Here is a 26,358-nt window from a genome sequence, read left to right as displayed (position 1 = left end):
TCAAATCTTGAACGCCCTGCGCATGTCCTCGCGCACCAGGTCGGCGTAGGCAGGATGCTTGCGGATGTAGCCCGCGATGAACTGGCACACCGGGATCACATGCAGGCCTTGCGCCCGCGCGTCGTCGAGCACGTGGCGTGCGATGGCCGAACCTACGCCCTTGCCCTCGAAAGCCTCCAGCACCTCCGTGTGCGTGAACATGATGGCCTCTCGCAGCAGGTTGTATTCGCAGAAGCCTGCGAGCTGGCCCTCGATCCTGGCCTCGTAGCGGTGTTGCGCGGGTTCGTTCGAGATGGCGATGTCGGTCATGGTCGTGCTTGTGTTGAAGATCGATTCAGCCGCCTCGCGCCAGGTAGAGCGCAAGGTTGGCTGCAGCAGTCGCGCGCACTTTGTTGCGCAGTATCGGCGACCAGCCCATCAGCAGGCCGGGCAGCCCGAGCGCCTGCCGTGCCCAGGTCCAGAAGGGGAAGCTGTCGGTGTGCGTGGCGATCAGGCCGTCTGGCGTGAAGGTCATGCGGGCGTCGATGCTGTTGTCCACGGTGCGGCCGGTGGCGCTGAAGAGGTAGTGCGCGTCCCAGTGCGCGCGGCCGGAGTTGCCGTCCACGGCCACGTCGCGATACGTCAGGCGCCACACGTGCCCGCCCTTGGCCTGGGTCGCGCTGCACAGCATCTTCCACATGCCGCCGATTTCGCGCGCGCCGTTCAGTGAGAACACTTCGTCGTTGAAGACGGCGTCGGGCGCATAGCACCTCGCCATGGTGTCGCCATCGAGCTTGGCAAAAGCGTCATAGAAGCGGCGGATGGTCTGCTCGTTGATTGCGCTCATGGACTCACCTCCGGTCTTGCAGCAGCGTCACCAGTTTCTGGACCGCGTGCTGCACCGTCGATGCACGGATGGCACTCCGGTCGCCGTCGAACAGGCGCTGCTCGCTGTGCAGCATGCCGTGCACCTGCCAGCCGAACCAGACGGTGCCGACCGGCTTCTCCGGGCTGCCGCCGGTGGGCCCTGCCACCCCGGTGACGGCGACCGACACCTGCGCACGCGAGCGCGCCACCGCACCCACGGCCATGGCGCGCGCCACGACCTGGCTTACCGCGCCATAGGCCACGATGTGAGCCGGGTCGACGCCGAGCAGCTCGATCTTCGCGTCGTTGGAATAGCAGACGAAACCGCGCTCGAACCAGGCGCTGGAGCCGCTGAGTTCGGTGCAGGCGCCCGCGATCAGGCCGCCGGTGCAGCTCTCGGCCGTGGCCAGCATCAGGCCCTGCTCGACCATGAGCTCGGCCAGCGTCGGCAGCAGGAGGTCGGTGCTGGTCACCATGCGCGCACCGCCGCGATCACCAGCAAAGTGCAGAAGGCCGCCACCAGATCATCCAGGATGATTCCGAAGCCGGCGCGCCACCAGTTCGGTTCGGTCGCGCCCTTCTGCTTGAACAGCCCGTCCGCCCAGGCCACGGGGCCGGGCTTGGCCGCATCGAAGGCGCGGAACAGCGCGAAGGCGATGAGCTGACCGACGAAGCCGGTGGGCATCACCACCCACAGGATGATCCAGAAAGCGATCACCTCGTCCCACACGATGCTGCCGGGGTCGGCGATGTTCATGTGCCGGGCTGTCACGGTGCAGGCCCACCAGCCGATCGGCAGAGACGCCAGGATCACCCAGCCGATGGCGGCCTCGCCGAGCCAGCGCTGCATCAGCAGGTACGCGGCCCAGGCCCACAGGGTTCCGAAGGTGCCGGGCGCAACGCGCGGCAGGCCGGAGCCGAAGCCGAGCGCAATCCAGTGCGCGGGGTGGGACAGCATGAAGCGCAGCGTCGGGCGGCGCAGCGCGGGTTGGACGGAGGGGCTCGAAGCGATCGGAGCCGGGGGATCGATCATGAGTGGACGGAGGGACGCGATGGAGCGCAGTGTGCCCGAGATGCTCATCCGAAGTGGTCGAAGCTGGTGAATCGCTGGGCGAGCGGCGTGCCATGGGCATCCACCACGCGCACGCCCGGCACTGCCTCCACCACGCCGATGCGCGCAACGGCCGTGTGGCTGGCGCGGCTGGCCTGTTCGACGGCGTCGCGCGCCTCGGGCCGTGCGGTGAATGCCAGTTCGTAGTCGTCGCCGCCCGAGAGCGCGCAGGTCCGGAAAGTCTCCAGCGCAAGCCCGGATTCCGCATTCGACGGCATGCGCCGCGCGGCGACCAGCTCCGATGCAGCATCGGCATCGATGCGCGCGCCGACGCGACTGGCTAGCAGGATGTGGACGAGGTCGCCGAGCAGCCCGTCGCTGACATCGATCGCCGCCGTGGCCACGCCGCGCAGCGCCTGGCCCAGCGCGACGCGCGGCGTCGGATGCTCCATGCGCATGCGCGCCTGCTTCAGCATGGGCGCGGGCAGCGACAGCGTGCCGCGGAAGGCTTCCAGCGCCAGACGCGCATCGCCCAGCGTGCCGCTGACCCAGATGTCGTCGCCGACCTTGGCGCCCGAACGCAGCAGGGCCGAGCCGGCCGGCACCTCGCCGAACACGGTGATGCAGATGTTGAGCGGCCCGCGCGTGGTGTCGCCGCCGATGAGTTCGCAACCGTGCTCGTCGGCCAGTGCCAGCAAGCCGCGCGAGAAGCCGGCCAGCCAGGGCTCGTCCGCGGTCGGCATCGACAGCGCCAGCGTGAAGGCCAGCGGCCTGGCGCCACAGGCGGCCAGGTCGCTGAGGTTCACCGCCAGCGCCTTGTGGCCCAGGCGCGACGGTTCGACGGTCGAGAGGAAGTGCCGGCCTTCCACCAGCATGTCGGAGGAGATGGCCAGTTGCATGCCGGGCGCTGGCGCCAGCAGCGCACAGTCGTCGCCCACGCCCAGCGCCGCGCGCTTTGCGGGCCGGGTGAAGTACTTGGCGATGAGGTCGAATTCGCCCATGTTCAGATTGCCCCGCGGAAGCGCCGCGCACCCTGTCGCACCACTTCGGCCAGCAGGCGTTCCTTGCCCTGCCGCTCGCGCAGCCAGCGCGCATCGTTCTGGCCCGCGTCGACATCGCGGCGCAGGCGCGCCAGCGATTCGGTCGCGTTCAGGGCCTCGCAATGCCATTCGAGCTGCGTCATGGTCATGAGGATATGTTCGCGCAGCGGCATGTGCTCGCCGCTGGCCGGATCCACGTACACCGCGTCGAGCCCGAAGCGGCAGGCCTGGAAGCGGTTGTAGGTGTAGACAAGGTAGTCGTCCTCCGTCGGCGTGAAGGGCTGCTCCTGCAGGAACCATGCTGCCAGCGACTGCACGTAGCCCGCGAGGTCGGCCGCGCGTTCGACCGTGAGCGGCGTGTCGAACACGCGGATCTCGATGGTGCCGAATTCGGGCTTGGGCCGGATGTCCCAGTAGAAGTCCTTCATGCTGCGCACCACGCCGGTCCGCGTCATGCGCTCGAAGTAGGCCTCGAATTCCTTCCAGGTCAGCGCGAAGGGCGCCCGCCCCGACAGCGGGAAGGCGAACACCGAATTCAGCCGCGCCGAATCGAACTGCGTGTCCTGCCCCTGGACATAAGGCGACGACGCCGACAACGCAATGAAGTGCGGGATGTACCGCGACATGCGGTGCAGCATCAACAGCGCCGAATCGGCATCGGGACAGCCGACGTGGACGTGCTGGCCGAAGATGGTGAACTGCTTGCTGAGGTAGCCGTACAGCTCGGACAGCTCGCGGAAACGCGGCTTGTCGTAGATGCGCCGCTCGTGCCATTGCTGGAAGGCATGCGTGCCGCCTCCGACCACCGCGATGTTGAGCTTGTCGGCGTTCTTGACCAGCGCGTCGCGGATCGGCGTGAGTTGCGCGAGCACATCCTTCGCCGAGTGGCAGATGTCGGTGGAGATCTCGATCATGCTCGAAGTCATCTCGGGCACCACGCTGCCGGGCAGCGGCGTGTGCGCCATCAGCCGCAGCATGTCCTGGGCATAGGGCGCGAGGTCGTAGTCATGGGTGTTGACCAGCTGCAGCTCCAGCTCGACGCCCAGCGACAAGGCCTCCGACTTGTTGAACGGTTCCAGCGGCACCACGCGCGACATCGGCATCACGGTGGCGTTGTTCTGCTTGATGCTCATGGAAGGTCCGTTGAGTGCGGGAATGCGCAGCCGAACGCAGAAGGAAGACAAAGATTGAAAGCGCTCACGATGGCTGGTCCTCCGTGGTGCTGAAGGCCTCGGGGGTCCAAGGCACGGAGCTTTCTCCGGCCAGGTGGATGGCGATGGTGACGATGACCGCGCCGGAGACTTCCATCAGCAGGATGACGGGCAGGGCGGTCTGGGTGATCAGCACGCCGAGCAGCGGCGAGGCGGTGACGAAATTCGACGCGATCAGCAACGCGATGGAGGACAGCGGCGCCATTGCGCCACCCACCCACAGCGCCTGCTTCCAGTCGGTGCCGCTGCCCGGATTGCCCAGCGAGACGCCGACCACCTTGGCCACGCCCCGCGCCGCGATCAGCGCGAACACCAGGCCGGCCACCGGCAGGTTCCAGTCGGCTTGCGCAGCCACGATCGACACCAGCACGAACATCAGCATCGTCAGCAGCGAGGCGGCAGTGCCCAGCTGCCTCGGCCAGGACCACGGCCGCGGATTGAGCTGCTTGAGCATGATGCCGCCGATGAGCGCGGCCAGCGGCGCGGAGCCGCCCATGTGCGCCGACACGGCCGCACCGGCGGCGATCAGCGCCAGCATCAGGATCGAGGTGTTCTCGCTGGTCGGGCTCATCACGCGCAGGGCCGTGCGCATGGCCAAGGCCACTGCCGAGCCCACCGCGAAGGACATGCCCAGGACCACCAGTACCGGGTAGATGCGTTCGGTGATGGCGCTTGGCGCGCGTTCGATCAGCCCGGCCTGCGCATAGCCCAGCGTGATGGCATAGAAGGTGTTGAGCGTGGACAGCGTGAGCGCGCGGTCGGTCACCGGGCCGGAGGCGCGCGTGTCCATCACCACGCGCGACAGCACGGCGGGCGAGGCCACGATGGCCATCAGTGCCAGCGCATTCGCCACCGGGCCGGGTACTTCGAGCCAGACCAGCACCCAGTACACGGCAAAGTAGGTCAGCGCGGACTCGACCACGCTCTGCACCAGCACCATCGGGTTGTGGCGGAACCAGGGCAACGGCAGGCGCCCGCCGGCCTCGAACAGCACGATGGCCACGCCCAGCTCGACCAGGAACAGCCCCACGCCTTGCAGCGGCCACACCGCGCCCTCGAAGCCGGCCAGCCCGACCAGCGTGCCGACGAGGGAATAGCCCACCACCTTGGGCATGCCGATGTAGCGCTGCACCAGGTGGCCCGCAGCCGCAGCCACCGCGATCAGCAGCGCCCAGAGGACCGTCGGCAAGCCGGCCGAAGGCCGGACCCAATCGGCCCAGAAACTCGTCAATTCATTGATGAAGGAGGACATGCGTGAATCAACAACAGGAACCTGGATGCCGCGCGAGGCGGCGACTGCGAAAAGAGGCGCGGGCCCGCCGGCCGGACCTGCCTGAATAAACTAATGGAGCACGCGGGATACCGGCGCGCCGCCGAAGTCCGCTTCCAGCATGACCATCGCGATCGGTGCGTCGAAGCGATCGCCATGTTCCGTCACCATGAAGAAACTGCCGTGCATGGTGCCGCTGGGCGTCTTCAGGCGGCAACCGCTGGAATACTGGAACGAGCTGCCGGGCGCCAGCAGCGGCTGCTGGCCGATCACGCCGAGGCCCTTGACCTCTTGTACGTTGCCGGCGGTGTCGGCGAAGTACCAATGGCGCGCGATCAGTTGCGCGGCGACCTTGCCGTGGTTGGTGACCGTCACGGCATAGGAGAAGGTATAGATGTGCTCTTCCGGCGAAGACTGGTCGGAGAGGTAGCGAGGTTCGATCTCGACGGTGATCGGCTGGTTTGACATGGGGCGCATGGTAACGGAGTGGACTGACCCCACCCCCGATGCGCCTCGTGCCCCGGGCGGCCATTGCCGGCGCGTGGGAAACCTGAAGTGACAGGCTTTGCGACAATCGGCCCCATGAGCCAAACCTACCGCATCGCGCCCTCGATCCTCTCCGCCGACTTCGCGCGGCTCGGCGAGGAAGTCCGCAACGTCGTGGCCGCCGGCGCCGACTGGATCCATTTCGACGTGATGGACAACCACTACGTGCCCAACCTGACCTTCGGCCCGATGGTCTGCCAGGCGCTCAAGCCGCACGCCAGGACGCCCGATGGCACGCCCGTGCCGATCGACGTGCACCTGATGATCCAGCCGGTCGACGCGCTGGCAGCGGCCTTCGCGCAGGCGGGCGCCGACTACATCAGCTTCCACCCGGACGCATCGCCGCACATGCACCGCAGTATCCAGGCGATCAAGGCGGCCGGTTGCAAGGCCGGGCTGGTGTTCAACCCGGGGCTGGGCCTGGAGGCACTGGAATACGCGATCGACGACATCGACCTGGTGCTGATCATGAGCGTCAACCCGGGCTTCGGCGGCCAGAGCTTCATCGACTCGGCACTGCGCAAGATCGAGCAGGCCCGCAAGCTGATCGACCAGACCGGGCGAGACATCCGGCTGGAAGTGGACGGCGGTGTCAAGACCGACAACATCGCGCGCGTGGCGAGCGCCGGTGCGGACACCTTCGTTGCGGGGAGTGCGATCTTCGGGGCGAAGGATTACAAGGGTGTGATTTCGGCGATGCGGGGTGAGTTGGCGAGGGGTTGAGGGCCACCGGTGAGCGCTTTCACCGTCCGTCTGCCTGACGACAAGCACAACCGGCTGCGCGCGTTGGCGCAGGCGCGGGGCACGACCGTCAATCGCCTGATCGATGAAATGGCCACGTTGATGCTGGCCGAGTTCGATGCAGAAACGCGTTTTCGTGTTCGCGCTGCGCAGGGTGTCGGCAAGGTCGATCGCGGAATGGATTTGCTGCGCAAGGCGACTGGCTCGAAGGCGTCCTCCTAGATCAGACTGGCGTGGTCTATCGCCGCTTGCGCCGCGCCCCCGCTGGCGCCAGCTCCTCCGGTCGCAGGAAGAACTGGTCATTCCCGGCCAGCCGCTCCACCGCGAGATCGATAAAGGCCCGCACGCGCGCCGGCTGCGCGACGCGGCTGCCGTAGTACACGTACAACCCGAGATGGTCGGCCACATGCGCCGGCAACAGCGGCACGAGCTGGCCTGAGCGCACCAGCGGCGCGGCGGTCGCGCCCATCAACTGGCCCACCGCCTGGCCCGCGAGCACCGCGCGGGCCTCCACGTCGATGTCGTTGGTGCACAGTGCCGGCGCCATGCTGCGCGTCACGATGTCGGGGCCGACCTTGAATTCCCACGGCATGAGCTTGCCGCTCGCCGGATGCCGGAAGCAGCTGCAACGGTGGTGCGCGAGGTCGTCGATGCTCATCGGCGTCCCGTATTGCGCCAGGTACGCGGGCGATGCGCAGACAACGAGCTGGATGTCCACGAGGCGGCGCGCGATGAGGCCTTCCTGCGGCGCCGCGCCCACCCTAAAGCCCACATCCACGCGCTCGTCGACCCAGTTGCCGATGCGGTCGTCGAGTTGCACGTCGGGCTCGATGCGCGGATGCGTCCTGGCGAATTCCTCCACCACGGGCCAGAGCATCTGCAGCATGGTTGCGCGCGGTGCCACGATGCGCAGCGGCCCGGCGATCTCCTCGCGGCCGCGCCGCGCGCCCTGCAAGGCGCGTTGCAGGGTCGAGAAGCCGGGTTGCGCCGTCTCGAGGAACTGGCTGCCTTCCTCGGTGAGGCTCAGGTGCCGCGTGGTGCGATGGAACAGCCGCACGCCCAGGTGCGATTCCAGCTGCGCCACCGCCAGGCTGGCCGCCTGCGGCGTGATGGCCTGCGCCGCGGCGGCCTTGCGCAGGCTGCCCAGCTCGGCGGCCTGGATGAAGGTGGAAATGGCGCGCAGTTCGTTGAAGGCCATGGGCGCATTATCACGATTTGCTTGCGGATGAACACAGCGATCAGCGGCTAGTTGGATGGCATTCGAAAACCTACATTTCCCTCACCGCAAGGCACTTTTCCATCACCCAACCCAAGGAAACCATCATGACTTCATCCCACGATTTCAAGCGCGTCTGGTTCATCACGGGCGCATCGCGCGGCATCGGCGCGCGCATCGCCGAGGCCGCGCTCGCCCATGGCGACGCGGTGGTCGCGACGGCACGCGATGCGGCATCGGTTGCGCAGCGCTTCGGCAACCCGGCCGGGTTGCTCGCGGTGTCGCTCGACGTGACCGACGAGGCCAAGGCCGCACGCGCGGCCGAGGCGGCGATCGCACGCTTCGGGCGCATCGACGTGCTGGTCAACAACGCCGGCTTCGGCCTGCTCGGCGCGGTCGAGGAGGCCACCGCCGACGAGGTGCGCAAGCTCTACGAGACCAACGTGTTCGGCCTGCTCAACGTCACGCGTGCGGTGCTGCCGTCGATGCGTGCGCGGCGCAGCGGCCATGTGATCAACATCTCGTCGGTCGGCGGCTACCGCTCGGGTGCGGGCTTTGCCGTGTACTGCTCGACCAAGTTCGCGGTCGAAGGCCTGACCGAAGGCCTGCATGCGGAACTGGCGCCGCTCGGCATCCATGCGACGGTGGTCGAGCCGGGCTATTTCCGCACCGACTTCCTCGACAGCGCATCGCTGACTGTGTCGCCGCGCATCATCGAGGACTATGCGACGACCGCCGGCCAGGTGCGTGACGCCGCCCAGCGCATCAACCACAACCAGCCGGGCGATCCGGAGCGCCTGGCGCAAGCTCTCATCGCGCTGGTGGAAGCCGAGGTGCCGCCGCTGCGCCTGCCGCTGGGCACCGACACGCTGGCCGCCATCCGCGAGAAGAATGCAGCGGTGGCGCAGGAGACGGACGCGTGGCAGGCGCTGGCCGCTTCGACCGACTTCCCGAAGGAAGAGGTCGCGGCTATCGCGTGAGGCCTGGTTGATTTTTCTGCAAGTGAAGGTGCGCGAAAAGTCGTTTTACGCAGGGAAGCGAATCGACAACGATCACCTTCACTTCATCACGACGAGAGACAAGCACCATGACCTTCACCACCCTTCAACCAAGGCCCATGCACCTTTTCTCGCGCATCGCCACCGCGGCGGCCCTGGCCATCGCGGCGGTGTGCGCGCCGGCCCATGCGCAGAGCGATTACCCGACCAAGAAGCCGGTCACGCTGCTGGTGCCCTTCGCGCCGGGCGGCGGCAACGACACCCTTGCGCGGATCATCGCGCCGAGGCTGTCGCAGATCCTCAAGCAGACCGTGCTGATCGACAACAAGCCGGGGGCCGGCGGCAACCTCGGCACCGAATACGTGGCGCGCGCCGCACCGGACGGCTACACGCTGTTGATCGCCTCCAACCAGGTGACCATCGACCCGGCGCTGGGGGTGAAGGCCGGCTACCGCATCGACCGCGACTTCGCGCCCGTGGGCCGCATCGCCTCGGTGCCGATGGTGCTGGTGGCGCACAACGGCGAGCCCTACAAGTCGCTGCCGGAGTTCATCGCCTACGTGAAGGCCAATCCGGGCAAGGTGGCGTATGGCAGCCCGGGCAACGGCACGCCGCAGCACCTCGCGGGCGAGGTGTTCGCGGCGACGGTCGGCTCGCGCATGACGCATGTGCCGTACAAGGGCACGGCTCCCGCGATCACCGACCTGATCGGCGGGCAGACGCAGGTGGCCTTTGCCACGCTGGCGTCGGTGCTGCAGTACATCGAGAGCGGCAAGCTCACCGCGTTGGGCATCGCTGGGCAGGAGAAGTCGGCCGCGCTGCCGAAGGTGCCGACCTTTGGCGAAGCGGGCCTGAAGAACTACGAGGCCTCGCTCTGGTACAGCGTGGTGGTGCCGGCCAATACGCCGCAACCGATCATCGCCACGCTGAACAAGGCGCTGGTCGAGGCAATGGCCAACCCGGCCGTGGACCAGCAACTCGTGAAGCAGGGCTTCGTGCCGAAGCCGACTTCGCCGGATGAACTCAAGGGCCTCATCACCGACGACCTGGCGCGCTGGTCGCGCGTGGTGAAGGACAACAGCATCAAGGTCGAGCAGTGAGCCAACGCGGCTTCGTCGGTGCAAGCGTGATCGACGCGCTGCACCGGCGGCGCAGCGTGCGCGGGTTCAAGCTGCAGGTCAAGCAGCGCGCGAGTAGGCTTCGAGAAAGCGCCTTGTCGCTGCACCACACAGCCGAGCCCGCTCCACCACTGGCAACGACCGGTGTTGTGCGCATGGCGTCTCGACCCCGATCGGCAAGCCCGCAGGCAGCGCATCCAGGATCGCCGTCAAGGGAAACTCGCCCTCCCCCGGATAGAAGCGACCGCCACGCGCCTCGGCGCGAAGCGCATCGGTGGTGGTTGGACGCGGCCCGCGACCGTCTGCGAGTTGGCAATAGGCAAGCCACGTCGGATCGAGCATCGCAATATCGGCGGCGGTGCCACCCGAACGCATCATGTGCAGCGCATCGATCAGCACGCCGCCATTGGGTTGTGAGGCCGCCTTGACGACCCTGTGCGCGGCCTGGATCGACGGCGAGTGCGTGTAGGCCGCAAACTCCAGCCCGACCCGCAGGTCGAAACCCGCAGCCGCTTCGCAAAGGCGCGCAAAGCTGGAAGTGAAGCGACCTTCGTCGGGGTCGTTGCCCATGGTCAGCACATTGCGCGCTCCAAGGCGCTGCGCCACTGCGAAGGCTGGAAGCAATGCGTCAACGTCGATGTCGGGCCCGATCCAGATGGTCTCGACATCGAGCACGCTGATGTCCAGTCCATTCATCCGGGCCAGCAATTCCCGAATCAGCGGCTCGTCGCCCACGACCGGGACCAACGGGTCCGTAGGCGCTGGCGGAACGATGCGAAGGCCGATGGCGTCGAAGCCGCCTGCCGACGCCGCGTCGACCAACTCCAGGGGATGCGCGTCGATCACCGTGAGGTGGGCGAGCGAAAGGCAGGCGGGGACCATGTGAATCAACCTTTCCGGGTCAGGCGTGGGCCGGTGCCACCAGCGGTGCGCTCTGGCGCTTTCTCGTGCCGAGGAAGAGCAGTGCCGATGCAAGAACCACGGCCGACAGGACGATCAATCCTGCCACCGGTGAGGCGAAGTGCGAATCGGCCCATGCCTTGACGTTCGGCGAGACGAAGTTCCCGATATTGCCGATGGTGTTCACCATGGCCACGCCGGCGACGACGCCCAGTCCACCCAGGTAGTTCGTCAGCAAGGTCCAGAAGATCGGTTGCACAGCCCACAAGCCCGCGACAGCCAAGCACAGGCAGATGCCGCCAACGACTGGCGATGCACCGGCCGAGCTGTACATGGCCACCGATGCCACCAGCAAGCTCAGGAAACCGAACAGGGTCAGCTTGTTGTGGCGTTCCGCGATCTTCGGGACGAGGAAAGTGGCGAGCAAGGCGCAGCCCCACGGGATCGCAACGTAGAAGCCGACTTGCAGGTTCGGCCCGGTGCCCAGCATCTTGGCAATCATGGTCGGGAGGTAGAACACCACCACCGAGACGCCCATTTGCAACAGGAAGAAGATGGTGCCGAAGTACAGCACGGTGCGATCGCCCAGTGAGGCCAGCACGGTCTTGGGGCCATGCGATTCCTTGGTCACCTGTTCGGATGCGATGAGTGCGGTCAGCGCCTTCTTTTCGTCGGCATCGAGCCATTTGGCATCGGCCGGCTTGTTGTCGAGGTAGAAGTAGGACCAGACACCAACGGCGGTGGCAGCCAGGCCTTCCAGCATGAACATCCACTGGTAGCCATGCAGGCCCAGCATGCCATCGAACCTCAGCAGGTAGCCGGAGATCGGCGCGCCGAAGATGAACGCGAGCGGCGCTCCGAAGTAGAACAGCCCCATGGCCCGCGCGCGGCTGCTGTCCGGGAACCAGTAGGTCAGGTACAGGATGACGCCGGGAAAGAAGCCTGCTTCGCAAGCGCCGAGGATGAAGCGCAAGACGTAGAAGCTGGTCGAGCCCTGCACGAACATGGTGGCCGCGGAGACGAGGCCCCACGTCACCATGATCCGGCACATCCAGATGCGGCCGCCGACCTTGTGCATCGCGATGTTGCTCGGGATCTCGAACAGCACGTAGGCGATGAAGAAGATGCTCGCGCCGAAGGCGAAGGAAGCATCGGCGATGCCGACGGTGTCCTGGAGCGCCTGCTTGGCAAAGCCGACGTTGGCGCGGTCCAGGAAGGCCAGCACGTACATCAGCAGCAGGAAGGGGATCAGTCGCCGTGTGGATTTGGCGACGGCGCGGTCTGCTGCGGACTTGCTGCCGGCGGCGACGGTTGTGGCGGTGCTCATGGGTGTCTCGCTCTCAAATGGTGGGAGTGAAGGTCAGGCCGCGACGGCCTGGGCAATGGCTTCCGGGCTCCAGGCGCCGCCTTCGAAGCCGAAGAAGGAAGCCATGCTTGCGATCTGCGCATCCATCATGTGGGTGCCTGGCTGCACGAAGCAGCCGCGCTCGTGCGCCGCTGTGAGCAGTTTGGTCATGCGGGGATGGACCACCACGTCGGCCACGATCGAACCCGGCTTGAGCCGGTCGAGGTTGATGGGCAGCGGATCGTCCGGCTTCATGCCCATCGGGCTGGCATTGACGATCAGGTCGAAGTCGCCGGCGTCGGCGGCCGCGACGCGCGAGGGCACGCCTGTCTTGCCGATGCGTGCTGCCACGTCCGCGGCGCGTGCCTCGGCCATGTCGAACACCGCAACTTCCGCCGCGCCCGCTTCGGCGATGGCGAAGGCGATGGCGGTGCCCACGCCACCCGTTCCGACGACCAGCGCCTTGCGACCTTCCACGCGCTGGCCACGTGCCTTGAGGCCACCGACGAACCCGACGCCATCGAGGATGTCACCTGCCCATTGGCCGTCGTCCTGCACGCGGATGACGTTGACGGCGCCCACATGCCTGGCCCGCGCGCTGGGTGAGGCGACCTGCGAAAGCGATGCCGGCTTGTGCGGAATGGTGACGATCAGGCCCGCGAAATTGCGCAGCGCCTTGGCCCCTTCGAGGAATGCATTCAAGCCCGCAGCCGTGACTTGCATCGGGATGCAAACGGCGTCCACGCCGTTGCGCTGGAACATGGCGGTCCACACTTCAGGCGCGCGCACCTGCCGGATGGGATCGCCGATGATGCCGAGGATGCGGGTCGAGCCCGTGATCTGGGTGGCCATCTCAGAGCTCCTCGGATTCCAGCAGGTAGGCCAGGTCATAGACCGCGGCTTCCTGCAGACGCACGACACCCGTGGCTGCGATCTGGCGCTCCACTTCCTTCATCACGGCGGTGACCTCGGGCCGGCCGACGCCTTCCACGTGAACCACCGCGTCGAAGATGTCCTCGCCGGTGTCGGCGCGCAGTTCGGTCTCCTTCGTCTTGACGCGCGTCACGGTGGGGTTGGCCCATCCGATGTGCACGCCGGTCACGCCGTCGAGTTGGAGGAGGTTGTCCGCGAGCGCCTTTGCAGCCGCACGGAAGGCATCCGCGCCACCGTCCTTGTAGTGAACGCGCACCGTCGCCATCGCGCCCCCGGTGCCGACGCCGTTGGTGGCGATCGTTTCGCAGGCCGAGCGGACGAAGTTCAGGAAGTTGGGCTGCATCCGCGTCGTCCACGGCGTGGGCGAATTCAGCTTGGCGCGGTAGACGTCGGAGCTGAAGGTCTCGGTCTCGGCGCCCTCGTAGAGCGTGTACCAGCGGTGCTTGTCGAGCGACCAGTCGACGAAGCGGCGACCGCGCAGGAAGCCCGGTGTGCTCACGCGCTCGGGCATGTGCTCGCGGGTGTGCCAGAGGCTGTATTCCGCCTCGCCTTCGGTCTTGATGTCGTGCCAGACCGCCATGAATCCTTTGCCTTTGAGGGCCATCGAATGCTCCTGTGAAAGTTGAGAAGAGTCGTCAGAGAGGTTCGGCGCCGAGATGCGGATGCCACCCACGGGGCCGGTTTACCCGGTTAAACAAGTTCCTGTTTGTGAACTTGTTCAATGGGATGAACTGTAGAAGTCCAAAAGTGAGTTAGAAACTGGGGTTTTCCCTGAGTAAAGGGCATTCTTTTCAAGCTTGACTCATGCATTCACTGAGTTCACACTCTCGCTCAAGTTCATATCCATGAATTTCAAGGCGGCGAAATGCCCCTTGCCCCCACCGGCCCGATCCTGTCCCTGACGACATGCGGGCACCACAGCAGGAGCTTTGAATGACGAACGAAATGACCGACCGCCTCGCGATCCGCGACCTCATCGAGAACTGGGCCATCTGGCGCGATGCGGGCGACTGGGAGCGCTTTGCCACCGTGTGGCATGACGACGGCGTGATGCATGCCACCTGGTTCCAGGGACCTGCTTCCGAATTCATCCGGGTGACCAAGGAAGGTTGGGCCAAGGGCGTCAGCATCCTGCACTTCCTGGGCGGAACCTCGATCGACCTGGCCGGCGATCGCGCCATCGTGCAGACCAAGATGACGATCTCCCAGCGCGGCGACGTGCAGGGCGTCGCCTGCGACGTGGTGTGCACGGGTCGCTTCTACGACTTCGTCGAGAAGCGCGACGGTCGCTGGGGCGTCGTCGTGCGCCAACCGATCTACGAGAAGGACCGCGTGGACCCGATCGACCCGAGTGCCCGACTCGAACTCGACCAGGCCGCCATTTCCAAGTTCCCTGCCGGCTATCGCCACCTCGCCTACATCCAGACGCAGATTGGCTACAAGGTCAAGATGGACATGCCGCAGCTCGAGGGCGCGGAAGTGCAGAAGCTGTACGCCCGCGGCAAGGACTGGCTGGCCGGCAAGCCGCTCTGACACGGGAGCCGGCGTGCAACCCTTCACCTACAACGCCAACCCGGCGCGCATCCTCTTTGGCGCCGGGCGGCTGTCCGAGCTGGGCGCGGAACTCCAGCGGCTCGGTGCCAAGCGCGCGCTGATCATCACCACGCCGCAACAGCGTGCCACCGGCGCCGCACTGATGGCGCAACTGGGAGAACTGGCCGGCGCCGTGTTCGACGGCGCCACCATGCATACACCGACCGATGTCACTGCGGTGGCGTTGGCAGCGTTGCAGGCGCAGCGGTGCGATGCGCTCGTGGCCATCGGCGGCGGATCCACCATCGGCCTGGCCAAGGCCCTCGCCCTGCGCACCGGCTTGCCGCAGATCGCCATCCCGACCACCTATGCCGGTTCCGAAGTCACCCCGATCCTGGGGGAGACCGCGGATGGCGTGAAGAAGACACAGCGTTCGTCGTCGCTGCTGCCGCAGGTCGTGATCTACGACGTGGACCAGACGCTGTCGCTGCCGTCCGCGATGTCGGCCAGCAGCGGCCTGAACGCGATGGCACATGCCGTCGAAGCCCTTTACGCGCGCGACGCCAACCCGATCATTTCGCTGATGGCGGAAGAAGGCATTGCCGCCCTGGCGCGCAGCCTGCCCGTAGTCGTGAAGCAGCCCGGCAATGCGGGCGCGCGTTCGGACGCGCAATATGGCGCGTGGCTTTGCGGCACCTGCCTTGGCGCGGTCGGCATGGCCTTGCACCACAAGCTCTGCCACGTCCTGGGCGGGAGCTTCGATCTGCCTCACGCCGAGACGCACGCCATCGTGCTCCCGCATGCGATCGCCTACAACGCGGCCGTGGCACCCGAGCCAATGGCTCGCCTGGGCCGCGCACTCGGTGGCACCAAGGCGCCATGGACGCACATGCACGCAATGCTTGGCAGCCTCGGCCTGCCGACCGCCCTGCGTGACATCGGCATGCCCGAGCATGGCTTGCAACGCGCGCTGGACCTGGTGCTGAGCGACAGCTACTGGAACCCCCGGCCGATGGAAGCAGAGCCCCTTCGCCAATTGCTGCGCCACGCCTACGAAGGCGCGGCCCCAACCCTCGATTGACACATCATGCGCAACTTCGACGAAAAGAACATCACCGATGCGGTGATCGATCGCCTGGAATACGCCCGCTCTCCTCGGGCCAAGCAGATCAGCGCCTCGTTGATCCGCCACCTGCACGACTTCGTGCGCGACATTGAGCCCACCCAGGCCGAATGGGAGCAGGCGATCGACTTCCTTACGCGCACCGGACAGATGTGCAACTCGACGCGCCAGGAGTTCATCCTGCTGTCCGACGCGCTGGGCGTCTCGATGTTGGTCGACGCGATCAACCATCGCCTTCCGGGAACAGCCACCGAGACCACGGTGCTGGGTCCCTTCTATGTCCAACACGCGCCCGAAGTACCACTGGGAGCCCGCATCGCAGAGCCGGACGAAGGGCCGCCACTGTTGATCGAAGGCTCCGTGCGCAGCGTGGACGGCCAACCGCTGGCCAACGCCACGGTGGACATCTGGCACGCCGACGACGCCGGCCTCTACGACGTGCAGAAGGACGACACGAAGCTCAGTGGTCGAGCGCGCGTGCGTACCGATGCGCAAGGTCGCTTCTGGGTCATCGGCGCAGTGCCTGCCGCGTATCCGATTCCCAACGATGGCCCGGTTGGGCAAATGCTCGAAGCGCAGGGACGCCATCCGTTCCGTCCGGCCCACGTTCATTTCATGGTCGCGGCGCCGGGGCATGAGACGCTGGTCACGCACCTGTTCCTGGCAGACAGCGACTACCTCGATTCGGATGTGGTCTTCGGGGTCAAGGACTCGTTGATCGAAGTGCTCGGCACCGCGGAGCCTGGTCAGACGCCCTACGGTGCTACCGTCGAGTCGACCATGCCGGTATTGCGGCGTGACTTTGTGCTGGGGCCGGCGCTGTCCGTAGCAAGTTCATGATCAAGCACATCGTGATGTGGGATGTCGGGGGCGAAAGCGCCACAGAGCGAGAGGCCAACATTCGTGCGTTGCAAGCGCAGTTCGAATCGCTGCGCGACCAGATCCCGGGCATGCGGGTGCTGGAGATCGGCGTCGACATCAGTGGCGTGGACTATGCGTGCCATGTCGTCTTGTACTCGGAGTTCGAGTCACGGGCGCACCTTGAAGCGTATGCAAATCATCCTGCGCACCTGAAGGTTCGCGCGGCGCTCGGGGCCATGCGGATTGCGAGGCACCAAGTGGACTACGAGCCCGCATCGCGCGCCGGCAACTTCAGCTTGTCCCGTGCCGCCGACCTGATGTAACCTCGTTTCGTTCACATGGGTGAACAGGAGGCGGACTTGCAACGTAGGCAATTTGTGAGTCCGAGCGAACAATTTTCAGTGGGCGAACGAGTTCCTTATGCAAGACGCAGCTCAGACCACAGTGAAATCGGCAGATCGCGTGCTGGACCTGCTCGAACTGCTGGCCCGGCGCGGCCAGGACATGTCGCACACGGACATCGGCGAAGCGCTGGACATCCCCAAGAGCAGCCTCACCCAATTGCTGAGAAACCTCACGGCGCGCGGCTACCTCGACTATTCGGCCATATCGCGCGGGTATCGCCTTGGGGAAGCCGTTGCCAAGCTCGCCGGAAAAGCCAACCAGGGTCGCAGCATCCTGAGCATCGTCGAGCCGATTCTGTCCGACATCACTGCGGCCATCAACGAGTCGAGCGCTTTCAATCAGTTGAGGGGATTCGAGTCGGAGGTGGTTGCAACCGTGAGCAGCTCCCAGAGGCTGGTGTCGCACATGCGCAAAGGCGATCTTGCGCCGCTGTATGCGACCTCGGGCGGCAAGGCGCTGCTGGCTTTCATGCCGGAGGAAGACCAGGAACGCTACCTCGAGACCGTGAAGTTCGAGCCCATCACGTCGAACACGATTCGCTCGGTCAAGGAACTTCGCCGGCAGTTGAAAGCAGTGCGTGAAACAGGCGTGGCCTCTGTGAACGAGGAGTTCACGCCCGGTATCGTCGGATTGGCAATGCCGATCCTGTCCAGCGGGGGAACGGCACTCGGCGCGTTGAATGTGGCGGTACCTGCGGTCAGGTTCAACGACGTGGCCAGGGAGCGAATCCTGAAGGCGTTGAACGACGCGCTTGTTCGCATCAATCGCTCGCTCTCCGAACGGGTCGGCGCTTGACAGGCTATTGAGACACCGCCAGGGCACACGACCTCTCAGCTTGCATCCGCCAGTGCGACCGTCGCTTCTTCTTGCGGGCTGAACACTGCACCGGCCTTCGCAAGGCTTGCGATCTCTTCGTCGTCGCAGCCCAGCTCGCGCAGGATCGATTGCGTGTGCTGTCCGCACTGCGGGGCGGGATTCATGCCTGTCGCATTGACGCTCGCACTGTTGATCGGAAACCCCGGCATCCTCAGCTTGCCAAAGCCCGGCACTTCCACCGCCGGCAGCATCGCATTGGCGGCCACTTGCGGGTGCGCCGCAATGTCCGTATAGCCGGTGACCTTGGCGCAGAGGATGTCGACGGCCTGCAGCGGCGCGATCCAATCATCAGCGGTGCGACGCATGAAGGCGACCGTCAATTCGCGCGTCATCGCATCGCGGTTCGCCACGCGCAGCGGGGACGTCGCGAAGCGCGGGTCCTTTTCAAGGTGCCGCAGGTCGAGCACTTCGCAAAGGGCGGCCCAACGCTCCACGCTGTAGGCCGCCACCATGAGCCAGCCGTCCTTCGTCTCGAAGGCCTGGTTGGGCGCAGAGTACGGCGCCGCGCTGCCGCTCGGCACGGGCGGCTCGCCGTCGGCGAAGTAGCTCGTGATTGACGACTGCTGCAAGGCCAGCGCCGAATTCAGCAGGCTCACGTCGAGGTGCCCGCCGCGGCCGTCGCGGCTACGTTGCTGCAGCTTGGCCAAGATGCCTATGCAGGCCAGGTAGCCGGTCGTCACGTCGACGATGGGGGCCTGCACCTTGCAGGGTTCGCCGTCGGGCGTGCCGATCAGGCTCATCAGGCCGGAGTCGGCCTGCAGCACGCCATCGACGCCGGCACGTTGCGAATACGGACCCTGCTGGCCGTAGGCGGAGATCGAGCAATAGATGAGCGACGGGTGCTGCGCCGCCACTTGCGAATGGGCAAGCCCGGCGCGCTGCATCACGCCGGGGCGCATGCTCTCGACGACGATGTCGGCTGTGGCGATGAGGCGTCGTGCGATGGCCAGGCCCTCGGGCTTCTTGAAGTCCAGCGCCATGCCGAGCTTGTTGCGGTTGAAGCCGTGGAACAAGGCCGCGTCCTCGCCGACCCAGCCGGGGCCGAGCGTGCGGCCGATGTCGCCGGCAGGGGACTCGACCTTGATGACGCGTGCGCCCATGTCGGCCAGCAGCATGGTGCAAGTGGGGCCGGCGCCGATCTGCGTGAAGTCGATGACGGTCAGGCCGTCGAGTGCGTTTCTCATGGGTGTGTCTCCTGGGGGATGTGGGTGATGCGCTTGAAGCTGCCTTGCGCGGTGGCGATGAGGTCGCCGGCGCCAGTGCGCAGTTCGCCTGCGCAGAAGAAGATGCTGCGGCCCGAGCGGACGACGCGGCCGGTCGCATGCACGCGGCCGCTGCTCGCGCGGCCGAGGTAGCAGATCGACAGCATCACCGTGACACCCTGGCTCAGCGGCGTGTCGTCACCGGTCATCAGGCCCGCATAGCCGCAAGCGGCATCGAGCAGGGTGGCCGAGACGCCCCCTTGCAGGCTGCCCGATCGGTTCAGGTGGCGCGCGCCGAGGTCCAGCGTGAGCGTGCATTCGCCGGGACGGATGTGGCCGAGGCGCACGTCGAGGTCGTCCAGCAACGGGTTGCCGCGAATGCGGCCATCGAGGGCGAAGTCGTCGTGCAATGCGGTCGGGATCGGTGTCTCCATTGCGTTCCTTTCAGGTGCCCGTGAAGGGCCACGGATGCGTCGATGGTTGCGGGGAAACGCCGCACGGGCAATCGATATTTCAGGCGCTTCGATTGAGAAAAGCTGATGCACGATGGCCTTCGCTTTTTGCTTGAGATTTGTTCAAGCGAACGGCCCGATTTGTCGGTTGAGCGCAGGACGTCGTTGACCGAACATTCCTCCAACCCCGGCTGTATCGCCGGCCAATCCCCGGAGACCCTGCCATGCCATTGCCATCCATCTGGAGCCCCGGCGCATCGAGCGCGCTGCTGGCTTCTCGCCACAAGGCCACGGGCGCCATCGCGTTCCCGCCCTACGTTGAAAGCTCGCCGCTCGACGATGCGCACGAGCTCGTCGAACTCGACGGCGAAGGCGCCGTCTACAGCTTCACCGTCATCCATCCGAGCCCCAAGAGCGGCGAGCCGCCCTTCGCCCTGGGCTACGTCGACCTGCCGGGTCCGGTGCGGATCTTCGGCCGCCTGCAGGGTGCGCAACGGCCCGCCATCGGCGACCGCTACCGCGCGGTGCCGGACGCGGCCTTCGGTTATGTGTTCGACCGCATCGAAGGGAGCGCGCCATGAGCAAGGACGTCTACATCACCGGTGCCGCGATGACGCCCTTCGGCCGCCACACCGGCACGCTGGCGCCCGAGCTTGCGCAGGCTGCGATCCTGCGCGCCATGGACGATGCCGGCGTGCAGCCGAAGGACATCCAGGCGATCTATTGCGCCAACGTGCTCGGCGGGATGATCCTGGGGCAGGTCATCGTGCGTGACCTCGGCTTCAACGGCATCCCGGTCTACAACGTCGAGAACGCCTGTGCCAGCGGCGCCACCGCCGTGCACCTGGCGCGCCATGCGATGCTGGCCGAGCAGTACGAGACGGTGCTGGTGTTCGGTATCGAGCAACTGACCGCGCTCGGCGGCGGCACCATTCCCTTGCAGCGCAACGATGCGATGACGGACCTGTACGCCACGGCCGGCATGGTGCTGCCTGCCGTCTATGCGATGCGCGGCACGCGCTTCATCGCGGAACGCGGCGCGAGCCCGCGCGACCTGGCAGCGGTGGCGGTGAAGAACCGCCGCCATGGTGCGCTCAACGAGTATGCGCAGCAGCGCAAGGAGACCACGCTCGACGAGGTGCTGGCTTCGCGAATGATCGCGGACCCGCTGACCTTGCTTCAGTGCTGCCCGTCGCAGGTCGATGGTTCGGCCGCGGTGGTGCTGAGTACGAAGCGCGGCAGTGCCAACAAGCCGGTGAAAGTCCTGTCGTCGGCCGTTGTGTCGGGCCTGCGCGAAGGTGCGCGCGACGACATCCTCGATGCCGAAATCACGGCACGCGCCGCGCGCGTGTCGTACGAGCAGGCCGGGCTTTCTCCGAAGGACGTGGACGTGGTCGAGCTGCACGACGCCTTCACGATTGCCGAACTGTTGTACTACGAAGCGCTGGGTCTGGCCGCGCATGGCGAGGCGGTGTCGCTGCTGCATTCGGGCGCGACGGCACTGGGTGGCAGGCAGCCGGTGAACCCGAGCGGCGGGCTGCTCGCGAAGGGGCATCCGCTGGGCGCCACAGGCGTGGCGCAGATGGTCGAGCTCACTTGGCAACTGCAGGGCCGTGCGGGTGCGCGGCAGGTCGAGGGTGCAAAGGTCGGACTGGCGCAATGCACCGGCGGCGGTATCGCGGGCGTGGACCATGCCGCGTCCTCCGTCCACTTGCTGGGGGTGTGAGATGGCCCGATTCGACACGAACCATGTGGCCGTGGTGACCGGCGCCGCACGCGGCATCGGCCTGGGCATCGCCGAACGTCTTGCGCGGCAGGGCATGAAGGTGGCGCTGTTCGATCGCGACCAGGCCGCGTTGGATGGCGCAGTGGCGGAACTGCGTGGCAAGGGCCTCGACGTGCTCGGCGTGCAAGTCGACCTGACCAACTCGGCAGAAGTCAACGCCGCGGTGGCGACGGTGGCGGACCGCTTCGGCAAGGTCGACTTCCTCGTCAACAACGCTGGCGCGGTGCGCGACACGCGCTTCCTCAAGATGACCGACGACGACTGGGACCTGGTCATCGGCACCAACCTGCGTTCGCAATTCCTGTGCTGCCGCGCGGTGCTCGCCGGCATGGTGGAGCGCGGCTTCGGCCGCATCGTCAACATCTCGTCGCGGGCCTGGCTGGGCGGCTTCGGGCAGGCCAACTATTCGGCGGCCAAGGGCGGCGTGGTGAGCCTCACGCGCAGCCTGGCGATCGAGTTCGCGGCCAAGGGCGTCACGGTGAACACGGTGGCGCCGGGGATCGTCGACACGCCCTTGTTCCGCACGTTTACCGACGAGGTACAGACGAACTTGAAGAACACGGTTCCGGTCAAGCGCATCGGTACGCCGGACGACATTGCCCTGGCGATCGAGTTCTTCCTCGACCCCGCGGCTTCCTATGTCACGGGGCAGACGCTTTATGTGTGCGGCGGGCGCAGCCTTTCGTCGGCGAGCGTGTGAGGCAGTCATGACCAACGTGCTGTACGAGATGCAGGAAGGCGTGGCTCGGCTCACGCTGAACAGGGCGCAAGCGCACAACGCGCTGAGCATCGAGGCGCTGCGCGAACTGCGCGCGCGCATCGGCGAGGCGCGAGACGACGATGCGGTGCGCGTGCTGGTCATCACCGGCGCGGGCGAGAAGGCCTTCTGCGCCGGCGCCGACCTGAAGGGTGCGCCCGCCGTGTCCGCGAGCTATGCGCAAGGGCTGTTCGCATCGACCGAGATCGCGACGAACCTGGGTGTCTATGTGCGCCTGATGGACCTGTCCGAACTCCAGCTTCACAAGCCGATGATCGCCGCCATCAACGGCTACTGCCTGGGCGGCGGGCTGGAGCTGGCCTTGCAGTGCGACATGCGCATCGCCTCGACGACGGCGAGCTTCGGCTTGCCGGAAGCGGCGGTCGGGTCGGTTCCGGGCGTGTCCGGCGTTCATCGCCTGCTGCGCGCCGTGCCGGCCGCGCATGCGATGCAGATGGCGCTCACCGGCGAGCGCATCGATGCGACGCAGGCGCAGCAGATGGGCTTGGTGTCGGAGCTGTGCGCCCCGGCCGATCTGATGGACCGCGCGACGGCGCTGGCCTCGCGCATCGCTGCGAACGCACCGCTGGCGGTGCAGGCCATCAAGCGGCTGGCCCGGAGCACGGCGCACCTTAGCGATGCGGATGCGCAGCAGCTCACCGAGCTGTACTGGGGCACCTTGCGGGATTCCGTCGATCGTCGCGAAGGCAAGGAGGCGTTCGCGCAACGGCGCGCCCCACGCTTCGTGGGTGCGTGAGGCCTCAACCCAATTGGGCCTCCAGCTGCGCCATCAACCACTCGCGGAACAGCCGCATGTTCTTGCCTTCCTCGCGATGCGCCGGTGTCAGCAGGTAGTACGTGTAGTCGCCCATGTCCACGCTCTGCCTGAAGGGCGCGACGAGCCGGCCCTCGCGCAGATCGCCCTCGACCAGGAAGCGCTGCGCGATGGCCACGCCCTGGCCCTCGGCCGCAGCCATGTACGACATCGCCGAGCTCTGGTAAGTCATGCCCGAGCGCGCATCGATGCCGGCGCGTGACGCATGCACGTCCAGCCAATGCGCCCAGTCGTCGGGCCGCGCGATCGAGTGCAGCAGAGTGTGCGATTTCAGGTCGCCCGGTTTCTTGAGTGGCGGCCCGTTCTTCACGAGCGCCGGGCCGGCCACCGGCAGCAGGATGTTGTCCACCAGCCGGTGCGAGTGCGCGCCCGGCCACTGCCCGTCGCCGAGCCGGATCGCGCCGTCGATGTCTTCCTTCTTGAAATCCACTTCGTCCAGCGACGCGGTCAGCAGCACCTCGATGCCGGGGTTGGCCGCCTGGAACCCCGACAGCCGCGGGATCAGCCAGCGCATCGCAAAGGTGGTGTAGGCGCGGATCTTCAGCTGCTTGCGAGGGCTGCGGCGCTGCAGCTTGCGGGTGGCTTCCTTGAGGTCGTCGAAGGCCTTGGTCACGGCCTTGAAGTATTCGCCGCCCTGGCGCGTCAGCGAGATCTGCCGATGCCCGCGCACCAGCAGCTTCATGCCGAGTGACTCCTCCAGCGACTTGATCTGCCGGCTGACCGCTCCGGGCGTGACGCTCAGTTCGTCGGCGGCCAGGGTGATGCTCAGGTGCCGCGCGGCGGCCTCGAAGGCCTTGATGCCATTGAGCGGGGGAAGTCGTTCCATCGCCGCGAGCCTATGCGGCGATGGGGAAATCTTCAATCGATTGGCGGGGGCGTTTTCCCTTAGAGCTATGCGCTCAGCGCTTGACCTTCTCGTTGTAGAGGCGATCGGTCACCGGCCCGCGGTCGGTGTCGACGCGGCCGCGCTCGATGTCCTCCAGTGCCTGGCGGCCGACCTTGGGCGCGGTGCCGTCGACGTTCTGCTGGCTGTCCGAGGACTGGTCGAGTTCGTGCGGGAGCTTGGGGACGGATTCGCCGTCCTGCTCGACCTTTGTGTGGCCGCGTTCGCGGGTGGTCTTGCTGGGGTTGGCCATGGTGTTGTGCTCCTGAGTTCACCCTGCTTGTGCCACGGCGAGTGCTCGGAGGGGGTAGGAGCCGCGGGCGCACGGTTGTAGGATGCCCTGCGATGTCCACGCCCATGCCCGAACCCACCCCCGAACCCACCCCCGAATCCGATGTCCTGCGCATCCACGCCTTCGCCGCGCTCGAGCCCGGGCCGCGCCTGATGGTGATGGGCGGGGTGCATGGCGACGAGACCTGCGGCACCGTCGGCATGGAGCGCCTGCGTTCGGAGCTGGACGAGGGCAGCGTCAAGCTCCTGCGCGGCACGCTGACGATGGTGCCGGTGGCCAATCCGCTGGCGCGCCGGCTGCTGCGGCGCGAGGGCGAGCGCAACCTCAACCGCCTGTTCCAGCCCACGCCCGAGGGGGAGGAGCCGGCCGACTACGAAGCCCGCCTCACCGACGTCCTGTGCCCGCTGCTCGACCAGCATGACGTGCTGCTGGACCTGCATTCCTTCCAGAGCGCCGGCGATGCCTTCGCAATGATCGGCCCGCGCAACAACGACGGCACGCTGGAGCCCTTCGCACGCGCGGAGGAAGAGGGCCGGCTCGCCCTGCAACTGGGCACCACGCGCGTGGTCGAGGGCTGGCTCGACATCTACGCCGCCGGCCTGCAGCAGCGCAACCCTGGCGAGCCCCTCGATGAAGCCGCATTGGCCTATGGCTGGGGCACCAACGAATACATGCGCAGCCGCGGCGGCTACGGCGTCACGCTCGAATGCGGCCAGCATGAAGACCCGGCCGCACCCGAGGTCGCCTATCAGGCCATCCACGCGGCCCTGCGCCTGCTGGGCATGGTGTCGGAGCCCGCGCCGGTACGCGAGCCGCCGGTGCTGCTGCGCCTGGTCAGCGTCACCGACCGCCTCGACGACGAGGACCAGTTCGCCCGCGAATGGGCCACCTTCGATCCGGTGGCGGCCGGCGAGGTCATTGGTATGCGCGCGGATGGTGCCGTGCTGAAAGCCGACAGAGACGGCTTCATCGTGTTCCCGAACCCGGAGGCGCTGGCCGGGACCGAGTGGTTCTACTTCGCGGTGACGAGCGACCGAAAGCTCTAGTTTTCAGGCGGCCATTTCGAGGAACACTTCCTCGGTGGTCACCTCGAAGCGCTGCAAGGAGTTCGCGCCGAAGACCATCGTGATCGGCACGTCCGCCGCATCCCGCCCGCGCGCGATCACCACGCGACCGATGCGCGGCGTGTTGTGGCGCGCATCGAAGGTGTACCAGCGGTCGCCGAGCCACACCTCGAACCAGGCGCTGAAATCCATCGGATAGGGCACCGGCGGAATGCCGATGTCGCCCAGGTAGCCGGTCACATAACGCGCCGGGATGTTCATGCACCGGCACAGGGTGATGGCGAGGTGCGTGAAGTCGCGGCACACGCCGTAGCCTTCGCGGTAGCCGTCCAATGCGGTGCGCGTGGCGCGGGCGCGCTGGTAGTCGAACTGCAGGTGGTTGTGGACCCAGTCGCAAATCGCCTGCACCCGGTGCCATCCGGGCGGCGTGTTGCCGAACTGGTTCCAGGCGAAGGGCAGCAGTTCGCTGTCGACCTCGCAGTAGCGGCTGGGCAGCACATACATCAGCGTTGGCACCGGAAGATCGGCAGCAGCGCACTGTTGCGCACCATAGTCGACCGGATCGGCCCAGCCGGTGTCGTACACCACGGCCCGGTTGCGCAGGCGCACGCTGCTCACGCCCTGCGGCACCTGCACGCGGGCGCAGTGGTTGTCGAAGGCGTCGAGGTAGTGGTCGGTGCGCAACGGCGGGCTGAGCGTGATGTTCTCGCGCCCGACCAGGTCGCCCTCGCGCGAGGGGTGGACCTGCAGCATGTAGATCAACGCGGTGGGTGCGCTGACGCCGATCTCGATGTCGTAACCGATCTGGATGTGCATGACGCGCTTCCCTGTGTGGAGGAGATGGAAGGGCGCATGCACGATTGATGCCGGCCCCTGGAGATGCGACTCATCGTAGTCCTCGGCGGCGACAGGCAGCGGGGTGTCCGTTGCCCGAACGCGCGTAGGCGGCGACGCATGTCCGTCGGCCCTCTCCTACCTGCAGCGACTCGCCGTGCTGACAACGTGCGCCGCCGGGCCACTACGGTGCATGGACTCACTTGCCGGGAAGATCGTTGCTCGCTCGCAAGACACCTG

General features: G+C 66.6%; 32 protein-coding genes. 14 read left to right on the top strand and 18 right to left on the bottom strand.

From position 1 onward, the window contains the following. The 8 genes from WKW79_RS25670 to apaG form a co-directional block, all read right to left on the bottom strand. On the bottom strand, positions 1–363 hold the full coding sequence (locus tag WKW79_RS25670; RefSeq protein ID WP_340338047.1) for a GNAT family N-acetyltransferase: 363 nt from the start codon (positions 361–363) through the stop codon (positions 1–3). Then, on the bottom strand, positions 335–826 hold the full coding sequence (locus tag WKW79_RS25665) for a nuclear transport factor 2 family protein (protein ID WP_340338046.1): 492 nt from the start codon (positions 824–826) through the stop codon (positions 335–337). Before WKW79_RS25665 ends, WKW79_RS25670 begins: the two co-directional genes overlap by 29 nt. A 4-nt stretch (positions 827–830) precedes the next feature. Next, the gene (locus WKW79_RS25660; protein WP_340338045.1) at positions 831–1,322 is read right to left on the bottom strand and encodes a CinA family protein; all 492 of its coding nucleotides are present in this window, start codon (positions 1,320–1,322) and stop codon (positions 831–833) included. Continuing rightward, complete coding sequence (locus WKW79_RS25655) at positions 1,316–1,879, bottom strand: phosphatidylglycerophosphatase A family protein (protein ID WP_340338044.1); 564 nt, start codon at positions 1,877–1,879, stop codon at positions 1,316–1,318. Before WKW79_RS25655 ends, WKW79_RS25660 begins: the two co-directional genes overlap by 7 nt. A 44-nt stretch (positions 1,880–1,923) precedes the next feature. Then, a complete protein-coding gene (gene thiL / locus WKW79_RS25650; RefSeq protein ID WP_340338043.1) occupies positions 1,924–2,898 on the bottom strand; it encodes a thiamine-phosphate kinase in 975 nt (324 codons plus the stop codon). Positions 2,899–2,900: 2 nt separating this feature from the next. Beyond that, positions 2,901–4,022 (bottom strand): YbdK family carboxylate-amine ligase, encoded by a 1,122-nt coding sequence (locus WKW79_RS25645; RefSeq protein WP_340338063.1) that lies wholly within the window; start codon positions 4,020–4,022, stop codon positions 2,901–2,903. A gap of 112 nt (positions 4,023–4,134) precedes the next feature. After that, positions 4,135–5,388 (bottom strand): cation:proton antiporter, encoded by a 1,254-nt coding sequence (locus WKW79_RS25640; protein WP_340338062.1) that lies wholly within the window; start codon positions 5,386–5,388, stop codon positions 4,135–4,137. 102 nt (positions 5,389–5,490) lie between these two features. Next, the gene (gene apaG / locus WKW79_RS25635) at positions 5,491–5,886 is read right to left on the bottom strand and encodes a Co2+/Mg2+ efflux protein ApaG (RefSeq protein ID WP_340338042.1); all 396 of its coding nucleotides are present in this window, start codon (positions 5,884–5,886) and stop codon (positions 5,491–5,493) included. Positions 5,887–6,000: 114 nt separating this feature from the next. Between apaG and rpe the strand changes: the two genes are divergently transcribed. Both rpe and WKW79_RS25625 read left to right on the top strand, forming a co-directional pair. Beyond that, positions 6,001–6,687: a ribulose-phosphate 3-epimerase gene (rpe, locus tag WKW79_RS25630; RefSeq protein WP_340338041.1), complete on the top strand. Its 687-nt coding sequence runs from the start codon at positions 6,001–6,003 to the stop codon at positions 6,685–6,687. 9 nt (positions 6,688–6,696) lie between these two features. Continuing rightward, a complete protein-coding gene (locus WKW79_RS25625; RefSeq protein WP_340338040.1) occupies positions 6,697–6,927 on the top strand; it encodes a toxin-antitoxin system HicB family antitoxin in 231 nt (76 codons plus the stop codon). A 16-nt stretch (positions 6,928–6,943) separates the two neighbouring features. Here WKW79_RS25625 and WKW79_RS25620 read toward each other — a convergent pair whose 3' ends face one another. Beyond that, positions 6,944–7,903 carry a LysR family transcriptional regulator gene (locus WKW79_RS25620; RefSeq protein ID WP_340338039.1) on the bottom strand — a complete coding sequence of 320 codons (960 nt, stop codon included), beginning with the start codon at positions 7,901–7,903 and terminating at the stop codon, positions 6,944–6,946. 125 nt (positions 7,904–8,028) lie between these two features. On the opposite strand from WKW79_RS25620, the gene WKW79_RS25615 reads away from it, so the two are divergent. Both WKW79_RS25615 and WKW79_RS25610 read left to right on the top strand, forming a co-directional pair. Next, entirely contained in the window at positions 8,029–8,901 is an 873-nt protein-coding gene (locus WKW79_RS25615; RefSeq protein ID WP_340338038.1) for an oxidoreductase, read from the top strand. Between the two features lie 107 nt (positions 8,902–9,008). Continuing rightward, positions 9,009–10,019, top strand: a complete 1,011-nt coding sequence (locus WKW79_RS25610) for a tripartite tricarboxylate transporter substrate binding protein (RefSeq protein ID WP_340338037.1) — start codon at positions 9,009–9,011, stop codon at positions 10,017–10,019. 78 nt (positions 10,020–10,097) lie between these two features. Here WKW79_RS25610 and WKW79_RS25605 read toward each other — a convergent pair whose 3' ends face one another. The 4 genes from WKW79_RS25605 to WKW79_RS25590 are packed head-to-tail and all read right to left on the bottom strand — an operon-like array spanning position 10,098 to position 13,819. After that, positions 10,098–10,919 carry a sugar phosphate isomerase/epimerase family protein gene (locus WKW79_RS25605; RefSeq protein WP_340338036.1) on the bottom strand — a complete coding sequence of 274 codons (822 nt, stop codon included), beginning with the start codon at positions 10,917–10,919 and terminating at the stop codon, positions 10,098–10,100. A 19-nt stretch (positions 10,920–10,938) separates the two neighbouring features. Continuing rightward, complete coding sequence (locus WKW79_RS25600) at positions 10,939–12,264, bottom strand: MFS transporter (protein ID WP_340338035.1); 1,326 nt, start codon at positions 12,262–12,264, stop codon at positions 10,939–10,941. A gap of 33 nt (positions 12,265–12,297) precedes the next feature. Further along, positions 12,298–13,134 carry a shikimate dehydrogenase family protein gene (locus WKW79_RS25595; RefSeq protein ID WP_340338034.1) on the bottom strand — a complete coding sequence of 279 codons (837 nt, stop codon included), beginning with the start codon at positions 13,132–13,134 and terminating at the stop codon, positions 12,298–12,300. Position 13,135: 1 nt separating this feature from the next. Continuing rightward, entirely contained in the window at positions 13,136–13,819 is a 684-nt protein-coding gene (locus tag WKW79_RS25590; protein WP_340338033.1) for a hypothetical protein, read from the bottom strand. A gap of 329 nt (positions 13,820–14,148) precedes the next feature. Here WKW79_RS25590 and WKW79_RS25585 point away from each other — a divergent pair, with 329 nt between their 5' ends. The 5 genes from WKW79_RS25585 (at position 14,149) to WKW79_RS25565 (ending at position 17,932) form a co-directional block, all read left to right on the top strand. Continuing rightward, positions 14,149–14,748 carry a nuclear transport factor 2 family protein gene (locus tag WKW79_RS25585; protein WP_340338032.1) on the top strand — a complete coding sequence of 200 codons (600 nt, stop codon included), beginning with the start codon at positions 14,149–14,151 and terminating at the stop codon, positions 14,746–14,748. 13 nt (positions 14,749–14,761) lie between these two features. Further along, positions 14,762–15,829, top strand: a complete 1,068-nt coding sequence (locus tag WKW79_RS25580) for a maleylacetate reductase (protein ID WP_340338031.1) — start codon at positions 14,762–14,764, stop codon at positions 15,827–15,829. A 6-nt stretch (positions 15,830–15,835) separates the two neighbouring features. Further along, the gene (locus WKW79_RS25575; protein ID WP_340338030.1) at positions 15,836–16,711 is read left to right on the top strand and encodes an intradiol ring-cleavage dioxygenase; all 876 of its coding nucleotides are present in this window, start codon (positions 15,836–15,838) and stop codon (positions 16,709–16,711) included. Then, positions 16,708–17,055: a Dabb family protein gene (locus tag WKW79_RS25570; RefSeq protein WP_340338029.1), complete on the top strand. Its 348-nt coding sequence runs from the start codon at positions 16,708–16,710 to the stop codon at positions 17,053–17,055. The genes WKW79_RS25575 and WKW79_RS25570 overlap by 4 nt, the downstream gene beginning before the upstream one ends. 139 nt (positions 17,056–17,194) lie before the next feature. Beyond that, a complete protein-coding gene (locus WKW79_RS25565) occupies positions 17,195–17,932 on the top strand; it encodes an IclR family transcriptional regulator (protein WP_340338028.1) in 738 nt (245 codons plus the stop codon). A gap of 35 nt (positions 17,933–17,967) precedes the next feature. Here the strand turns inward: WKW79_RS25565 and WKW79_RS25560 are convergent, their stop codons facing one another. Beyond that, entirely contained in the window at positions 17,968–19,197 is a 1,230-nt protein-coding gene (locus WKW79_RS25560; RefSeq protein ID WP_340338027.1) for a CaiB/BaiF CoA transferase family protein, read from the bottom strand. Continuing rightward, on the bottom strand, positions 19,194–19,649 hold the full coding sequence (locus WKW79_RS25555) for a PaaI family thioesterase (RefSeq protein WP_340338026.1): 456 nt from the start codon (positions 19,647–19,649) through the stop codon (positions 19,194–19,196). Before WKW79_RS25555 ends, WKW79_RS25560 begins: the two co-directional genes overlap by 4 nt. 242 nt (positions 19,650–19,891) lie before the next feature. On the opposite strand from WKW79_RS25555, the gene WKW79_RS25550 reads away from it, so the two are divergent. Genes WKW79_RS25550 through WKW79_RS25535 form a run of 4 tightly spaced genes read left to right on the top strand, consistent with a single transcriptional unit; the run spans position 19,892 to position 22,967 of the window. After that, on the top strand, positions 19,892–20,248 hold the full coding sequence (locus WKW79_RS25550; RefSeq protein WP_340338025.1) for a Zn-ribbon domain-containing OB-fold protein: 357 nt from the start codon (positions 19,892–19,894) through the stop codon (positions 20,246–20,248). Then, positions 20,245–21,393: a thiolase family protein gene (locus tag WKW79_RS25545; protein ID WP_340338024.1), complete on the top strand. Its 1,149-nt coding sequence runs from the start codon at positions 20,245–20,247 to the stop codon at positions 21,391–21,393. Before WKW79_RS25550 ends, WKW79_RS25545 begins: the two co-directional genes overlap by 4 nt. Position 21,394: 1 nt before the next feature. Further along, positions 21,395–22,153: an SDR family NAD(P)-dependent oxidoreductase gene (locus WKW79_RS25540; protein WP_340338023.1), complete on the top strand. Its 759-nt coding sequence runs from the start codon at positions 21,395–21,397 to the stop codon at positions 22,151–22,153. A 7-nt stretch (positions 22,154–22,160) separates the two neighbouring features. Continuing rightward, on the top strand, positions 22,161–22,967 hold the full coding sequence (locus WKW79_RS25535; protein WP_340338022.1) for an enoyl-CoA hydratase/isomerase family protein: 807 nt from the start codon (positions 22,161–22,163) through the stop codon (positions 22,965–22,967). Positions 22,968–22,971: 4 nt separating this feature from the next. Here WKW79_RS25535 and gcvA read toward each other — a convergent pair whose 3' ends face one another. Then, on the bottom strand, positions 22,972–23,871 hold the full coding sequence (gene gcvA, locus WKW79_RS25530) for a transcriptional regulator GcvA (RefSeq protein ID WP_340338021.1): 900 nt from the start codon (positions 23,869–23,871) through the stop codon (positions 22,972–22,974). 73 nt (positions 23,872–23,944) lie between these two features. Continuing rightward, the gene (locus WKW79_RS25525) at positions 23,945–24,181 is read right to left on the bottom strand and encodes a hypothetical protein (RefSeq protein WP_340338020.1); all 237 of its coding nucleotides are present in this window, start codon (positions 24,179–24,181) and stop codon (positions 23,945–23,947) included. A 104-nt stretch (positions 24,182–24,285) separates the two neighbouring features. On the opposite strand from WKW79_RS25525, the gene WKW79_RS25520 reads away from it, so the two are divergent. After that, complete coding sequence (locus WKW79_RS25520) at positions 24,286–25,266, top strand: succinylglutamate desuccinylase/aspartoacylase family protein (protein WP_340338061.1); 981 nt, start codon at positions 24,286–24,288, stop codon at positions 25,264–25,266. Positions 25,267–25,269: 3 nt separating this feature from the next. Here the strand turns inward: WKW79_RS25520 and WKW79_RS25515 are convergent, their stop codons facing one another. Continuing rightward, entirely contained in the window at positions 25,270–26,100 is an 831-nt protein-coding gene (locus WKW79_RS25515) for a transglutaminase-like domain-containing protein (protein ID WP_340338019.1), read from the bottom strand. Positions 26,101–26,358: the final 258 nt, after the last annotated feature.

This window comes from Variovorax robiniae (genome assembly GCF_037889955.1).
Lineage (GTDB): Bacteria > Pseudomonadota > Gammaproteobacteria > Burkholderiales > Burkholderiaceae_C > Variovorax > Variovorax robiniae.
This window is presented reverse-complemented; position numbering and strand designations above follow the sequence as displayed.

What these genes read in the sequence shown, in the direction of transcription:
- WKW79_RS25665 (WP_340338046.1), bottom strand. Translation starts at nt 826, where the DNA reads ATGAGCGCAATCAACGAGCAGACCATCCGCCGCTTCTATGACGCTTTT.
- WKW79_RS25660 (WP_340338045.1), bottom strand. Translation starts at nt 1,322, where the DNA reads ATGGTGACCAGCACCGACCTCCTGCTGCCGACGCTGGCCGAGCTCATG.
- WKW79_RS25655 (WP_340338044.1), bottom strand. Translation starts at nt 1,879, where the DNA reads ATGATCGATCCCCCGGCTCCGATCGCTTCGAGCCCCTCCGTCCAACCC.
- thiL (WP_340338043.1), bottom strand. Translation starts at nt 2,898, where the DNA reads ATGGGCGAATTCGACCTCATCGCCAAGTACTTCACCCGGCCCGCAAAG.
- apaG (WP_340338042.1), bottom strand. Translation starts at nt 5,886, where the DNA reads ATGTCAAACCAGCCGATCACCGTCGAGATCGAACCTCGCTACCTCTCC.
- rpe (WP_340338041.1), top strand. Translation starts at nt 6,001, where the DNA reads ATGAGCCAAACCTACCGCATCGCGCCCTCGATCCTCTCCGCCGACTTC.
- WKW79_RS25620 (WP_340338039.1), bottom strand. Translation starts at nt 7,903, where the DNA reads ATGGCCTTCAACGAACTGCGCGCCATTTCCACCTTCATCCAGGCCGCC.
- WKW79_RS25615 (WP_340338038.1), top strand. Translation starts at nt 8,029, where the DNA reads ATGACTTCATCCCACGATTTCAAGCGCGTCTGGTTCATCACGGGCGCA.
- WKW79_RS25610 (WP_340338037.1), top strand. Translation starts at nt 9,009, where the DNA reads ATGACCTTCACCACCCTTCAACCAAGGCCCATGCACCTTTTCTCGCGC.
- WKW79_RS25605 (WP_340338036.1), bottom strand. Translation starts at nt 10,919, where the DNA reads ATGGTCCCCGCCTGCCTTTCGCTCGCCCACCTCACGGTGATCGACGCG.
- WKW79_RS25600 (WP_340338035.1), bottom strand. Translation starts at nt 12,264, where the DNA reads ATGAGCACCGCCACAACCGTCGCCGCCGGCAGCAAGTCCGCAGCAGAC.
- WKW79_RS25595 (WP_340338034.1), bottom strand. Translation starts at nt 13,134, where the DNA reads ATGGCCACCCAGATCACGGGCTCGACCCGCATCCTCGGCATCATCGGC.
- WKW79_RS25590 (WP_340338033.1), bottom strand. Translation starts at nt 13,819, where the DNA reads ATGGCCCTCAAAGGCAAAGGATTCATGGCGGTCTGGCACGACATCAAG.
- WKW79_RS25585 (WP_340338032.1), top strand. Translation starts at nt 14,149, where the DNA reads ATGACGAACGAAATGACCGACCGCCTCGCGATCCGCGACCTCATCGAG.
- WKW79_RS25575 (WP_340338030.1), top strand. Translation starts at nt 15,836, where the DNA reads ATGCGCAACTTCGACGAAAAGAACATCACCGATGCGGTGATCGATCGC.
- WKW79_RS25570 (WP_340338029.1), top strand. Translation starts at nt 16,708, where the DNA reads ATGATCAAGCACATCGTGATGTGGGATGTCGGGGGCGAAAGCGCCACA.
- WKW79_RS25560 (WP_340338027.1), bottom strand. Translation starts at nt 19,197, where the DNA reads ATGAGAAACGCACTCGACGGCCTGACCGTCATCGACTTCACGCAGATC.
- WKW79_RS25555 (WP_340338026.1), bottom strand. Translation starts at nt 19,649, where the DNA reads ATGGAGACACCGATCCCGACCGCATTGCACGACGACTTCGCCCTCGAT.
- WKW79_RS25550 (WP_340338025.1), top strand. Translation starts at nt 19,892, where the DNA reads ATGCCATTGCCATCCATCTGGAGCCCCGGCGCATCGAGCGCGCTGCTG.
- WKW79_RS25545 (WP_340338024.1), top strand. Translation starts at nt 20,245, where the DNA reads ATGAGCAAGGACGTCTACATCACCGGTGCCGCGATGACGCCCTTCGGC.
- WKW79_RS25540 (WP_340338023.1), top strand. Translation starts at nt 21,395, where the DNA reads ATGGCCCGATTCGACACGAACCATGTGGCCGTGGTGACCGGCGCCGCA.
- WKW79_RS25535 (WP_340338022.1), top strand. Translation starts at nt 22,161, where the DNA reads ATGACCAACGTGCTGTACGAGATGCAGGAAGGCGTGGCTCGGCTCACG.
- gcvA (WP_340338021.1), bottom strand. Translation starts at nt 23,871, where the DNA reads ATGGAACGACTTCCCCCGCTCAATGGCATCAAGGCCTTCGAGGCCGCC.
- WKW79_RS25525 (WP_340338020.1), bottom strand. Translation starts at nt 24,181, where the DNA reads ATGGCCAACCCCAGCAAGACCACCCGCGAACGCGGCCACACAAAGGTC.
- WKW79_RS25520 (WP_340338061.1), top strand. Translation starts at nt 24,286, where the DNA reads ATGCCCGAACCCACCCCCGAACCCACCCCCGAATCCGATGTCCTGCGC.
- WKW79_RS25515 (WP_340338019.1), bottom strand. Translation starts at nt 26,100, where the DNA reads ATGCACATCCAGATCGGTTACGACATCGAGATCGGCGTCAGCGCACCC.